Here is a 13,664-nt window from a genome sequence, read left to right as displayed (position 1 = left end):
CAAAAGTAATGGATTGGCCTTTTTTATTAGAAAATTTTAAGTAGCAACTTAAATTAATTACCTGAATCTTGTATTTGATAAAGTTGTATATATCTTATTCTGATTATTTGAATAACGTCAATTGTGGGTGGAGTAAAACCCCATATCTACACCTCACCCTAATCCTCTGCAAAAGAGAGGGAATTACCTCCTCCTTCTTTTGGGGTAGTTTGCAGGGGCAGGCTTCCGGACTGCCCGAAAGTAGGGGCGTAAAATCTTACGCCCGAAAGAAAGGATATATGCGGGCGAATGTTATTCGCCCCTACCCGCATTCTTTTGTTCGTAGGGGCAGTCTTCCTGTCTGCCCGAAACACAAAAAACATAAAACACATTAAATACATAAATATCAAACCTTTACAAATCCATCACTATGTAAGTGACGGAGGATGGGTTTTAACACACATATTTTATTGACAATCAGCAAAATACCCAAACCCATATATGCAAAAGTGAAACATTAGTGAAACATGATACAATATTCATGATCAGACAGGTAGTCTGTTTCGCCATAAACATTTATAAAACAGCTATTTATTAGCTCGAACAGAGTGGTTTATTCAGAAAATAATTGTAATACATTAGTTAAACATGCACAAATACAAACACTTAAACAACAAACTGATATGAAATCCCAAAATGACAAACCGATAGAATTCCTCTCTCTGAAAAAAGGGCAGGTATGGAATTTAGACGAAGGGAGTAATAAAATAATTCTTGTGTTGGAGGGAGAAATAAAAACACATACATTTTCTCAACTCACAAGTTCTAATATGATCTTTTATCCCTCTCAGGACAAGGTGTTTATAACAGCCACAAAAGACTCTCTGGTAGTTTCAATCTACTTCTACAGCCAATCGGGCATCTGCAACATCCTAAATTCTGTTGAGCGATCAACCAAACAACAAGGGAATAGTATTTCGTCTCTGCCGGTTATCCCAGTGGTTACCACCTATGCCTGCACACTCAAAGAATATAAGGACAAAGGGATTGATAGCAACTATTTGCTGGATTTGAAGGTGAAAGAGTTCGGCTACATCCTCCGAAATTTCTACACAAACGAACAACTGCAAGGATTTTTCAGCACGATGCCTAATGAAGACCTGAACTTTTCGGAAAAAGTATACAATCATTTATCTGAAGTACGATCGGTGCGCCAACTAGCTGAGATAATGAACTATAGCTATTCGGGATTTAACAAAAGATTCAAGAGAAGTTTCGGCATATCGGCCTATTCGTGGATTACTCAACAAAGGAGAAAAATGGTTTATTATGAGCTTTGCAATACAAACAAAAGTGTGAAACAGATATCCATAGATCACCGGTTTGTTACTCTATCTCATTTCAATGAATTTTGCCACAAAAATCTGGGGAGTTCGCCGTCCGAAATCAGGCGAAAAAACAGAATAAAACAATATACTTAAAAACAAAACATCCGTCACTTACATAGTGACAGATGCCTTTATTTTACAATTGCTCAAGTACAAAAGTAAGCAAAATTTCAGAATCAGACAAGCATTCTCCCCGATATTTCAGAAAGAGAAAACCCCAATGATATCTCATCATTGAGGTTTCATGATCAACTAAAAAACTATCAATAGAAATGATTAAACAGTATGAGTATGGCACTAATCCACAAATTGGGACGCCACTTTTTGTGGTGAGTTTTAAGTCACCAACCTAAATTATATTTTCTTTTTCAGATCGTCTACCCAAGCCGCAATACGACCCGCCGTCTGATCCGATTCGTTATCTTCGTCAATCAGAAGACCAACAAACTGTCCGTCGACCAAGGCTTCCGAGCTATCGAAAGTATATCCTTCGGTGCTTGTATGCCCTATAACCTCTGCACCTTGCGCCCTTACCACTTCATAAATTTTACCTACCGCATCGCAAAACGTGTCGCTATACGAAGCTGAGTCGCCACAACCAAAAATCGCGACTTTTTTACCGGACAAATCCACAGACTTCACTTTATCCAGAAAGGCATCCCAATCGTCTTGCAAATCGCCGTACCCCATTGTCGAACTTCCGAACAACAATACATCATAAACCGAAAAATCTGCACCGGCTTTGCTTACATCAAATACATTTTCGGTGCTTACATCCAGTGCCTTTGCCAAGTCTTGTGCTACTGTTTGTGTATTGCCTGTATCCGATCCGTAGTAAATTCCAATTTTTGCCATTATTCTTTTATATTTAGAGGTTTTCTGATTCAAACATGAAGCAAAGTAAGCCTTTTGCGGGTTCTCTATCAATACCGAAAAATAATGAAATAACGGACAAATAATCACAATAAATAATTAATGCGAATTTGTGATTGAAAAATATTGGGTTAAATTCGAGAACACCGATTAGCATAATTAGTAAAAAAAATAAGGCTGCATGGTGTCCCATACAGCCTTAAATATAAACCTTTTATCTATTTATGCTTCTGCTTTTGGAAGTACAGAAACAAACGATCTTTCATTTTTCTTTCTACGGAAAACAACTGTTCCATCAACAAGGGCAAACAATGTATGGTCTTTTCCCATACCTACGTTTTCGCCAGGATGATGAGTTGTACCTCTTTGACGAACGATGATGTTGCCTGCTTTAACAGCTTCTCCACCGAAAGCCTTCACGCCTAGTCGTTTACTTTCCGATTCACGACCATTCTTCGAACTACCTACACCTTTCTTATGTGCCATTTTCTTCTCTTTTTAATCTGTTAAGCAATAATTTCTTTTACAGTTACTTCTGTAAATTGTTGACGGTGACCGTTCAATTTGCGATAACCTTTTCTTCTCTTTTTGTGGAAGATCAGAACTTTGTCGCCTTTCACTTGGTCGCCTACTGTAAGAACCACTTTTGCTCCATCAACATAAGGAGCGCCGATAGCTACTTTACCTGAATTGTCAACTAATAATACTTTTTCGAATTCTACGTCAGCACCTTTGTCTGCCGAAGTTCTGTGGACAAATAGTTTTTGTCCTTGTTCAACTCTGAACTGTTGTCCTTGAATGTCTACAATTGCGTACATTTGCAATAAATACTTTTACAAGTTATGTGCCTGAGGCGAACCACTTTAGTGTGGTTACTTATCGGCCTATTGGCAATCGGGATGCGAAATTACAACAAATCTTCGTAAAAAACAATAGTTTATACCGATAAATTATCTTTTCAGCTTCATTGTTATCTGTCCCGAAAATCCATTAGGTATCATATTTATTATTTGTTCAATGCCGTCTATATCGTCACTTGTCAACATTTCAATCAGCATATTCCGATCGATGTTCTTTTGCGTAATCTCCAGATTATTTTTAGATATCCGAAAATTGCTGGCAACAATATCATTTAAGGCTTCATCATTTACATATAACACATTATCTTCAATGTAATAATCTTCCGTTACTATTTGAGGCGAAGATCCATCTTTATACTTCATTGTCGATTCTACAGTAGTTTCGTTGAATATCATACTCATTTCCGTCGTTTTTAACGAGTATGCAAAAGCCATGTTCATCAGTCTGTCCATTTCCGATGAATTTGAACTCATTGTCATAGTTTTCAGCACCCATTTACCCTTAATGGCACCTTTGGCCGCATCTCCGCTTAAATAATCGTCATCATCGTCTCCGCAAGAAGAAAATGCTACTGAAGTAAGAATACAAATAGTTAGTAAATAAAAGAATTTTTTCATTTGGGTTCGAATTGTTGTTATTGTTGTTATCTCTTAGAAGAATAAATTATCTTTTCAATTTTTTAATTATTTCTCCCGAAAAGTCATCGGGCAGATCTGCTAAAAATGCTTCTATCTGAGCCTGTATGGCAGGATCTATATTCGTTCCTATCAATTGCAATATCTGCTCAAACATTTGCTTGTTAAACTTAAATTGCACGATCAATGTTTTATCCGAAACCTTGAAGGTGTAGGGTATGTTCTGGTTACCCAACAACTGACTTTCTACATACAAATTGTCATCCATCACAACATATCGCTCCGACAGTTGGATGGGTTCAAACAATGCCGGGTCTTTTGCCTCAACAACAGTCTTTAGTTGCTGACCATCAAACGTTTCGGCATACTGCTTTGTATTTAGCAGAAATGTTTTCAGTATAAAATTGGGGATTTCATCTTTTTGGCCATCGTTCGTTTTCACTTCTATCGAACTGACATTCCATTTATGCTTCAAGGCTTCGCGAGCGGCATCTCCCTTATAGAAACTTTCATCATCGCTACACGAAGAGAAACCGAACACTGCCAGCATGCTTATCACGATTATATATAGATACTTTTCCATTCCGGACAAAAGCTAATTCGTTTACATAGAAACCGTCTAGACTTTTTCTTTTTATTCAATTTTGTCATCCTGAGAGTATCGAAGGATCTGTTTTCTTAGATGTTTCACTACGTTCAACATGACAAAAACTCAAAAATTAAGTATAATTTAAAAAGTCTAGACGGTTTCATAATTAATAAACGTAACGAATTCTGATTTGTTTTATAGTTTATTCATTATTTTCGAAAAATTTCCATAATTTATCGTCGGGTACGGGAGCTTCAACCTCGACCTCAATTTTAGATACCGGATGTATGAAACTTATCTTTCGGGCATGTAAACTAATACCTCCATCCGGATTGGAACGCTCTGCCCCATATTTCAAATCTCCTTTTATCGGACAGCCCATTTCTGACAGCTGGCAACGAATTTGATGGTGCCTGCCTGTTTCCAGATCAATCTCCAATAAGTTATACCCATCCGATTTCGCTATCAGTTTGTAATGCAATATTGCTTTCTTCGAATTTGGCTTCTCTTTTTCGTAAGCGTACGATTTATTTTGCTTCTCGTTTTTCACCAAATAATGTACAAGTGTTCCTTCGCTTATCTTTGGTGCGTTTTTCACTATTGCCCAATAAGTTTTAGTCACTTCTTTGTCTTTGAACATCTCATTCAACCGGCTAAGAGCCTTGCTGGTCTTTGCAAAAACGACGATACCGCTTACAGGACGGTCGAGACGATGAGTCACTCCACAAAACACGTTTCCGGGTTTGTTATATTTTTCTTTCAGCCACTCTTTCACTATCTCGGAAAGCGGCTTGTCTCCTGTTTTATCGCCCTGAACAATTTCAGAAACGGTTTTATTGACTATAATTATATGGTTGTCTTCGTACAATACTGTCATAATTGCTTCAAAAAAAAGAAAGACACAAAGATACATAATCTCGATGTCTTTCTTTAAATTATTTAGATATCTTGTTATTACATATTCATTCCGCCGCAAACAGGAATTGCCTGTCCTGTTACATACGCCGAAAGGTCTGACGCCAAGAATACGGCAACATTTGCCACATCTTCGGGTGTTCCGCCACGACGAAGTGGTATTTGTTCTGCCCATTTTTTCTTAACATCGTCCGACAAAACTCCTGTCATTTCTGTGATAATAAATCCAGGGCAAATGCAATTTGCACGTACATTTCTCGATCCCAATTCTTTAGCTGTCGATTTGGCCAAACCGATCATACCTGCTTTCGACGCCGAATAGTTTGTTTGTCCGGCATTACCGGAAAGACCTACAACCGAACTCATGTTTATTATATTTCCTGATTTTTGTTTCATGAAAACAGGAGTCAAAGCATGAATGAAGTTAAATGCCGATTTCAGGTTTACATTGATCACCATATCCCACTGTTGTTCTGTCATACGCATCAACAACCCATCACGAGTGATACCCGCATTATTTACAAGAATATCAACTTTTCCGAAATCGTTAACTATATCTCCAACCACTTTGTGCGTGTCGTCAAAGTCTGCTGCGTTAGAAGCATAACCTTTCACTTTCACACCGTAAGCAGCCAATTCTGTTTCTGTTTGTTTTGCATTATCGTCAATAGCCAAATCGGTGAATGCGATATTAGCGCCTTCTTGCGCAAATTTCAAAGCAATTGCTTTACCAATACCTCTGGCAGCACCTGTAATAATGGCTGTTTTTCCTTCAAGTAATTTCATAATTAAATGTTTAGTTATTCTTAAAAAATTATAGAATTGTATTTATCTTTTTTTCTTTTTGATTCCCTGGAAAATAAGAAATGCGATATTGTTGTGTTGACGTTTGTTCTTTGCATTTTCCGGATTAATCAATCCCCTGATATAGGGCACTTCAATGCCTTTCAGGGCATGATGCAATATTTCTGCGGTCAGGTCAACATCCGGCATTTCAAGGGTATCGTCGTCCACCCCTTTTTGCAATATGTCTTTCAATATTTGAATTTCTTTTCTATCGAAAGACTTCCGTACATTCTGCACCCGCCAAATATCTCGAAAGAAATCCGCTTTGAGCGTACCATTTCTGAAAACTACTTTTTTCACGGTATCCAGCCTGGTCTGAATATAATCGAGAAGTTTTTCGTCGGCAGGCAAATCTTTCTGGGCCACAGCTTGTAGCTCAGTGTACAACTGCTCCAGTTCAGACTCCACAACAGCCTGATACACTTCGTTTTTGTTATTAAAATATGTGTAAAGAGTTCGCCGTCCCTTTTTCGATGCTGCAGCAATATCGTTCATCGTGGTATTTTCGACACCAAGCTTAGCGAACAATTGTCTCGCCACATCAATCAACATATTTCGGGTTTTAGCGATAGCCATAACTAACTAAAAAACTGCACAAGTTTTATTATTATGTGCAAAAGTAATAGAAAATATTGGAAACACGACAAAATGAATGGAAGAAATGAGTACGAAAAATCAGGTTTTCTGACGAAATCACCATTTATAGTTCAATCCAAATCCTAATATCTCATTATACTGAAAATACCCTAAATCTCTGTCTTTCTTAGCAATATCCACACTATCATCGAACCGCAGATAAAGATATATTGATGTGGAAAAGAAGCGGTTCAGACTCATTGTGAATTTATTTTCAGACTCAACCACAACCGACTCATAGTTGGAGAAATATTTGAAACGGGAGGTAAAATTCGATGCCTGATTATAGTTATAAGTCAGATTTGCATTTATCGTAGATCCGTATGCCGTATTTGCTTTTTTCCCTTTTTTTATACCAAAACGGGTTTCATCAACCTTGTCGTCCTCCACATATTTATATTGAATAGATATTGGTGCCAAATCGGCAGAGAATTTCGTATTCCTGTATTTATTGACTTTCGATTTCCGTTCAAAAGAATAGCTCATACCTGCTCCAACATTCACCTGCAAGGGAGAAAGGAACGAAGTTATCCTCTTGGCTGAATTTACCGGATAACCATTGAATATTGGTGTTTTTGCTTCGAGATTGACTGTATACGACCATTTTTTATAGGCATCTAAGCCAAAAACGCTGTATAACCTCAGGAAGTCTTCCGTTACACTCACTTTATTTATCGTATCGGCTGGTGTTTGCTGCAGATTCACTTTCCATTCGAAAGTATTATTCCACCAAACTTTTTTCCTTTTATAGTTCAGGTTTATTTTATGATAGTTTTGTATGCTGAAATTGTTTTTCCCGCCCGATGCCCAGTTTTTAGACAATCGGGTTTGCGACACCTGAAGAGAGTGTTCTCCGTTTTTCAACCAAAACACCTTCTTTGTCTCATATTTTTCCAGGTCAAAAGATGGCATTGTAGAGTTTCTTTCCACCGAAATCAAATCCCTGAATACATTTTGTTTAGGAATTGTCGATTCCGAATCCGAAACCTGATCGAAAGCCAATGCGTTATAGTTTACTAAATCCGGATGATTTAGATAATAATTTTGTCTCAAATTTTTCAGCAATTTCATCCGATCCAACATAGGGGCAAACGTGGAATCGGGACTTATCAGATGAAAATCGGGAGCAATCTCAGATTTTTTTTCTTGTTTTGTAAAACTTAAATCCCTTGGCAAGACCCGTCCATCAAACACAACCGGAAGGAAATATGGCTCAATGAACATTGTATCTTTGAACGAAACAAAATTATTGAACGGAAGCCAATCGTTCTGAGGCATCACAATCAGTCCATTCTCTCCTCTTTGCAGAAAATGCTTATTGGTATGTTCTGCACTATACAACGAATCGGATAAAAGAGATACATTTTTGGCATTAGTTTCCGCAACATTACCTATCTGTGCATTCAATCTACCAGAAAAAACAATAAAAATTATAATAATGCTAATACAAAAAATAAATTGTTTCATTCAGTTTTCTTTGTAAAACCAGTCATATATGAAGCACGCAAAGATAATACATTTGTTGAGAGATTATAAATCCTTTTTATGTATATTAACAAATGAGAATATTAGCTTAAACAATCAATTCCATACCTGTCCTTTATGTATTTTATCATTTTTCCCCTGTCATTTCCGCAAGCCTTTTTTATTTCGAACACTTTTGCATCAACCAATGTTCGATACCACCAACCTTGAAGAAAATGCCAAAGAAAGCCTTCTTTTCCCTCTGTAAAGCCAAATTTGAAAATATAACGATAGATGAAATAAAGAAAAGATCTGAAAAACAGAGGCATCTTAGCATATTTCAATTTTTTATTCCTCTTTGCTTGCGACTCAGGAGTGAGCATTTTTTCATTTTCATCGCTCATTGTATTTGTCAAATTAAATTCTAAATCTAACAAATCAATAGCCTCCCTGATCGAGTATCCATTATGTTTCGTGGTCCACCAACCAATTGTATTCAGATTATCATCAACCCAAGCTCCATTAAAACTTACAGCTTCTCCTTCCAATAACTGTATATGCTCATCCATGAAGCGCACTTCACACTGAGCCTTCCCGTATTGAAAGAATCGCATTTGGGTAACTTCGCCTACTCCTCTTTTCACAAATTTACCCATAAAAGTTCTCCTAAGAGGAATCATAATACCTGTTACTGATTCATCCAAATTAGATAACTTTTCTTTCAATTCGTTAATAAGTTCTTCTGTCAAATATTCATCTGCATCAAGACGCAAAACCCACTTTGTTCGGATAGGAAGATTTTCTAACCCCCAATTAAATTGTTTTGCATAATTATTCACCCACTTATTTTGGTAAATTTTTGCTCCTAGTTCTTCTGCAATATGCAAAGTATTATCAGTGGAATATGAATCAACAATAAAAATATCTTTTGCCAAAGATTTAACATTCTCTATACAACGACGAATGTGTATTTCCTCATTATATGTTAATACGATTACAGATAAATCCAACATTGTTGTTTATTTTAATTATTAACGTTTGATAATTTCCCAAATCTATATATCGAAGTCATCTAGACTTTTTAAATTATACTTAATTTTTGAGTTTTTGTCATGTTGAACGTAGTGAAACATCTAAAAAACAGATCCTTCGATACTCTCAGGATGACAAAATTGAATAAAACGAAAAAGTCTAGACGGTTTCATCGTATATAATTATAGATAGACAAAATTCGGTTTATTCTCTCCACTATTTATCCAATTATATAACTGTAAAAACATTTTGGAAACCACTTCCATTGAATAATTCTCTCTTATCAATTTCCTTCCATTATCAGCCATTTCCAAACGTTTTTGATCAGACAAAGAAATTGCTTCCTTTATAGCATTTGCAAAAGTATCAATATCATTATCTACCCACCATCCACAATTATGAGTATTCAATTCTTCCCAAGGGGTTCCTTTTGATGCTATTACAGGAATACCTCTAGTCAATGCCTCTGGTACAATCATTCCAAAGCTCTCAAAATCGCTAGGAACTGCCAAATAAGAAAGTGAATTTATTGCTTTATTTTTTGCTTCTCCTGATAAAAATCCGGTGAAGACTACATTATTTAAACCTAGTCTTTTCACCTCACTTTTCAAAAAATCAAGATAGGCATCATCCCCTCCCCCTATAATCACTAATTCGGCATCAGCTATAGAGTCTCTCAATTTATCCCAAATATAGATTAACCTATCTACATTTTTCAGAGAACGTGCTCGTATACGACCTAAATATCCAATCCGAACTTTATCAGGATTGGATATGGTTGTATTCTCTGAAATCTCAACAGGATTAGGAATAACAGCTATAGGTGAAGTTATTCCCAATTCTCTGGCATAATTCATTTCATCCAAACATGTAGCATGAACTGCTGCTGCATTATTTATGATTTTTTGAAAAAAGAGTTTTAACAATATCCTTTTTTCATGACTTTTGATACGCATTGCTTGTGGATACAACATTCCATGCAATGTAACGACATAAGGCTTCCCTTTTCTTTTTGCTATCTTAGAAGTTATATAATTGGGATATTCCCAAATACCGTGTGTATGATAAATATCATAATCACTATTTATTAGAGATTTTTTATATTCTGGGGAATAAGCCAATATCCCTTTTGAGGTTTTTAAAGAAATAATAAATTTTTCATCCGATATAATACTGTCACCTTCGGATGGATAATAAGATAAAATATCTACATTTAAACCAATATTATGCAACTCTTTTACTGTGAAATACAGACTTTGGGTTGGTCCTCCACTATTTACTCCCAAACTTGAAATTGTATTTAATATTCTCATTTCATTTATTTTTATTTTTTATCCACGGAGCTATTGGCCTTTCTGTATTATCGCAAATATGATTGATAATTTCAATGAAATAATTAGCCGCTACTTTTCCTGAAATATTCGTTTCTGCCCATTCCTTGATTTCTAATCTCCTGGAATAAGTTAAAACACCTTTTGATAGCCATCTGCTTATTATCTCATCCAAATTTTCTTTTTCCACGAAATAGACTTCTCCTCTTTTTTCACCATCCAATAAGATAGATGATCCACAATTACTACTGGCAATGACAGATGTTCCGCACATCAAAGCCTCATTAACCACTGCGCCCCATCCGTCAAAAATACTAGGTAAAACTAAAATATCAGAATTTGAAATATATGATCCTATCTTTTCATTTGATATTTTTCCTAAATATTTTATATTTTCACAATTATCAATCTTGCTTATTAAAGTATTCTCGAGTGGCCCTTTTCCTATAATATCTAAGCTAAACTTCTTGTTGTTAAGTTTTAAGATAACATCAACCAAATGTAATATGTTTTTTCGCTCATCTATGCTTCCTATAAATATTACCTTTACAATTTCAGATTTTAACCCCTCCCCAATTTTAACAACATTATAATTTTCAGTAAAATAAGCCCAGTCATATATATTATTTTTAGTAAATCCTACTTTTTCATAACACCATCTCCCCCTGTTTCCTATTGTTAAAACAAAGTGAATTGAAGAGTTATATCTCAACCTCAAAAGAAGATATTTAATAAACCTCAATTTTCCTTTCCACCCCAACCAATTGAATGGTTCTAGGATAACTCCTATTTTTAACTTTTTCTTAACCGCTTTTTCAAATATTTGACTAGGCAAGGAATGAGAGTTTATTCCCGAAAAAATATGAAATGCATCTTCTCTATTCAGCAACCGATCCACATCTTCTGTTGTAGGAGCAACTATTACATTTACTTTATCAAAATCCGGTATAGCCCATCCTTGTTTTATTCTTTCCTCGGCCACCTTTTCGGGAACAACCAATGTTACATCTTGCTGAATTTCAGCCAAACTTCTTAAAAAAGCAGACTGATGTATGCTGAGTATATTTTGATAAAAAACAAACATAATTACATATTTTTTAGGCTATTATATGCTGATACATATTTTTGACAGATAGGGAGTATATCATATTTGCTTACATTTCTTAATCCCAATTTCACCAACTCATTATAGGTTTCCTCATTTGTCATTAATAAAGTTAGAGCCTCTCTTATCTGTTGTATATCATAAGGATTCACTAATAAAACAGCTTCTCCACTTACTTCTTTCATCGGACTTATATTACTCGTTATAACAGCTCTTCCAATAGCCTGTCCTTCCAGAATAGGTAATCCAAACCCTTCCGAAAATGAAGCGAAATAGACAATATCGCACAATTCGTACAATTTTACTACTTCTTCATTTGTTATGTCGTTATAATTCTTATATTCAATTCCATATAGTTTTAGAAGATGATCTATTTTTTCTTCTATGTGACCTATTATTGTCAAATTACATTTTAATCCTTTTACAGCTTCTATCAGTCCTATCAAATTTTTATGCTCTCCTGTTCCAATCTGTAATACATTGGGGACTAATGTTTTATTTTTTCTTTCACTATAACTTAGTTTTTGAACTAGAGGATTGGGTATAATACTTATTTTATTTTCTTTGACTTTAAAATATTTGATCAAGTCATTTTTCACAAGTTCGCTCACAACAGTAATTTTTCTCACTCGCATTGTTGGAATCAAGAACCACAGTAGTGCATACAATAAATTTTTGAGACTCTTTTTTCGGTTCTTATACCTCCCTATATCATGGATAGTCATTATGGTTTTCTTAGGAGGGAGAAACATTGCCAAATAATACACATCTCCTGTTATATGATATATATCTGCTTTCAGTTTTCGCACTTCCCTAAAAGTCTTTAATAAAGAGTCGTTCCTATAATAAGATACAGACTCTATTCCCAAAGCTTCTATATTATCTGATATAGTTTGAAATACATTCTCTATGCTATGCGCATTTCGGCTCTTTTGTCTGTATATATAACAAACTTTCATAAAATGTGCCTTCCTTTTATTTATATAGATTTAAGAATAAATTCAATTAAATGATCGTATGTATAATTTTGGATAAAATGATTATGTACTTTCCCTGCAATCTCAATCCTTTCATCTGTGTGTTCAAGGTAATATTTTATTTTTTCAATACCTTCATCAATTGTTCTGAAACTCACTAATTCCGGATCTATCGGGAGCAAATCCTTAAGAATAGGACGATAATCTGACAACTGAAAAGCACCCGAACCATTCGCTTCAAAAAATCGGTTGTTAACAGACCCAATTTCAGCATAATGCATCTGATTGAAAACAATCTTGGATCCATAGAGAATTTTTGCTTTTTCCTCACCTAGTATACATTTATTCTGATACGCCTTATCTAAAGCATTATCATAAAATCTTTTGGATTTTACACCATATAGTTTCAAATTAATATTATTATCCAATAATATTTTCAGCATTCTACTACGATATGGGTAGATGTTACCATAGGTCACTACATCAATATTCAACTCATCTTCAAGTGTTTTTTTATCTACCTCCATTCGTTTATGAATACGAGAATTAAACGCTTCACTATAATATTTGGCATTCAGATGCAGATTCCCTTTCATAAAAGACACAATATATGGGTCTTTAGAAAACCAAACATCATAGTCAGAGGCAAAAACTTGCTGATGACCGAATGTTGTTAATGCATCCGGATTTACATGCACAATTTTACATTTCAGTTCTTTTTTTACTCGTGATACAAATTTAGGATGAATAAAACGATATGTACAAATGACCAAATCCGGCTGATACTCAGCAACTCTTCTAAAAACTTTGTCAAATATCCATTGATCATAACTATCAAAAAAACCCCTCCCTTGCATATCCAATTGCAGTGTATATTTTGATATTATTTTATTTTTAAAAATCTTTGAATTGTTAATATCAAAGATTTCGCAATGATAATTATTATGTGCAAAAGCATCTTTTAGATTATACTCTAATGTATCGTAGTTATTTGCCCCGATTATCGCAATTCTCATATGTTTATTTATTTTAT

At 35.1% G+C, this 13,664-nt stretch carries 16 protein-coding genes; 1 reads left to right on the top strand and 15 read right to left on the bottom strand.

Annotated features, from left to right (window positions below):
• Nucleotides 1-158 precede the first annotated feature (158 nt).
• Nucleotides 159-380 (bottom strand): hypothetical protein, encoded by a 222-nt coding sequence (locus D0T56_RS05025; protein WP_163319041.1) that lies wholly within the window; start codon nt 378-380, stop codon nt 159-161.
• A gap of 282 nt (nt 381-662) precedes the next feature.
• Between D0T56_RS05025 and D0T56_RS05020 the strand changes: the two genes are divergently transcribed.
• The gene (locus D0T56_RS05020; protein ID WP_163319040.1) at nt 663-1,460 is read left to right on the top strand and encodes an AraC family transcriptional regulator; all 798 of its coding nucleotides are present in this window, start codon (nt 663-665) and stop codon (nt 1,458-1,460) included.
• A gap of 261 nt (nt 1,461-1,721) precedes the next feature.
• Here D0T56_RS05020 and D0T56_RS05015 read toward each other — a convergent pair whose 3' ends face one another.
• The 14 genes from D0T56_RS05015 to D0T56_RS04950 all read right to left on the bottom strand — a co-directional run bounded on the left by D0T56_RS05015 (nt 1,722) and on the right by D0T56_RS04950 (nt 13,647).
• Entirely contained in the window at nt 1,722-2,222 is a 501-nt protein-coding gene (locus D0T56_RS05015) for a flavodoxin (RefSeq protein ID WP_163319039.1), read from the bottom strand.
• A 240-nt stretch (nt 2,223-2,462) separates the two neighbouring features.
• Nucleotides 2,463-2,726, bottom strand: a complete 264-nt coding sequence (gene rpmA, locus D0T56_RS05010) for a 50S ribosomal protein L27 (RefSeq protein ID WP_163319038.1) — start codon at nt 2,724-2,726, stop codon at nt 2,463-2,465.
• 20 nt (nt 2,727-2,746) lie between these two features.
• A complete protein-coding gene (rplU, locus tag D0T56_RS05005; RefSeq protein WP_163319037.1) occupies nt 2,747-3,058 on the bottom strand; it encodes a 50S ribosomal protein L21 in 312 nt (103 codons plus the stop codon).
• 132 nt (nt 3,059-3,190) lie between these two features.
• Nucleotides 3,191-3,718 (bottom strand): hypothetical protein, encoded by a 528-nt coding sequence (locus tag D0T56_RS05000; RefSeq protein ID WP_163319036.1) that lies wholly within the window; start codon nt 3,716-3,718, stop codon nt 3,191-3,193.
• A gap of 46 nt (nt 3,719-3,764) precedes the next feature.
• The gene (locus D0T56_RS04995) at nt 3,765-4,319 is read right to left on the bottom strand and encodes a hypothetical protein (RefSeq protein ID WP_163319035.1); all 555 of its coding nucleotides are present in this window, start codon (nt 4,317-4,319) and stop codon (nt 3,765-3,767) included.
• A 208-nt stretch (nt 4,320-4,527) separates the two neighbouring features.
• Nucleotides 4,528-5,202: an RluA family pseudouridine synthase gene (locus D0T56_RS04990; protein WP_163319034.1), complete on the bottom strand. Its 675-nt coding sequence runs from the start codon at nt 5,200-5,202 to the stop codon at nt 4,528-4,530.
• A gap of 77 nt (nt 5,203-5,279) precedes the next feature.
• The gene (gene fabG, locus D0T56_RS04985) at nt 5,280-6,026 is read right to left on the bottom strand and encodes a 3-oxoacyl-[acyl-carrier-protein] reductase (protein WP_163319033.1); all 747 of its coding nucleotides are present in this window, start codon (nt 6,024-6,026) and stop codon (nt 5,280-5,282) included.
• 42 nt (nt 6,027-6,068) lie between these two features.
• Complete coding sequence (locus D0T56_RS04980) at nt 6,069-6,662, bottom strand: TetR/AcrR family transcriptional regulator (RefSeq protein WP_163319032.1); 594 nt, start codon at nt 6,660-6,662, stop codon at nt 6,069-6,071.
• A 117-nt stretch (nt 6,663-6,779) separates the two neighbouring features.
• Nucleotides 6,780-8,189 (bottom strand): DUF3078 domain-containing protein, encoded by a 1,410-nt coding sequence (locus D0T56_RS04975; RefSeq protein WP_163319031.1) that lies wholly within the window; start codon nt 8,187-8,189, stop codon nt 6,780-6,782.
• 101 nt (nt 8,190-8,290) lie between these two features.
• Entirely contained in the window at nt 8,291-9,199 is a 909-nt protein-coding gene (locus D0T56_RS04970) for a glycosyltransferase family 2 protein (RefSeq protein ID WP_163319030.1), read from the bottom strand.
• Between the two features lie 201 nt (nt 9,200-9,400).
• The gene (locus tag D0T56_RS04965) at nt 9,401-10,531 is read right to left on the bottom strand and encodes a glycosyltransferase (RefSeq protein ID WP_163319029.1); all 1,131 of its coding nucleotides are present in this window, start codon (nt 10,529-10,531) and stop codon (nt 9,401-9,403) included.
• Between the two features lies 1 nt (nt 10,532).
• Nucleotides 10,533-11,576 (bottom strand): glycosyltransferase family 4 protein, encoded by a 1,044-nt coding sequence (locus D0T56_RS04960; RefSeq protein WP_163319028.1) that lies wholly within the window; start codon nt 11,574-11,576, stop codon nt 10,533-10,535.
• Between the two features lie 59 nt (nt 11,577-11,635).
• Nucleotides 11,636-12,613: a glycosyltransferase family 1 protein gene (locus D0T56_RS04955; protein ID WP_163319027.1), complete on the bottom strand. Its 978-nt coding sequence runs from the start codon at nt 12,611-12,613 to the stop codon at nt 11,636-11,638.
• A gap of 20 nt (nt 12,614-12,633) precedes the next feature.
• On the bottom strand, nt 12,634-13,647 hold the full coding sequence (locus D0T56_RS04950) for a glycosyltransferase (protein WP_163319026.1): 1,014 nt from the start codon (nt 13,645-13,647) through the stop codon (nt 12,634-12,636).
• Nucleotides 13,648-13,664: the final 17 nt, after the last annotated feature.

This window comes from Dysgonomonas sp. 520, assembly GCF_010501095.1.
Lineage (GTDB): Bacteria > Bacteroidota > Bacteroidia > Bacteroidales > Dysgonomonadaceae > QVMP01.
The sequence above is the reverse complement of the archived record's forward strand: the minus strand, read 5'-3'. Positions and strand labels throughout refer to the sequence as shown.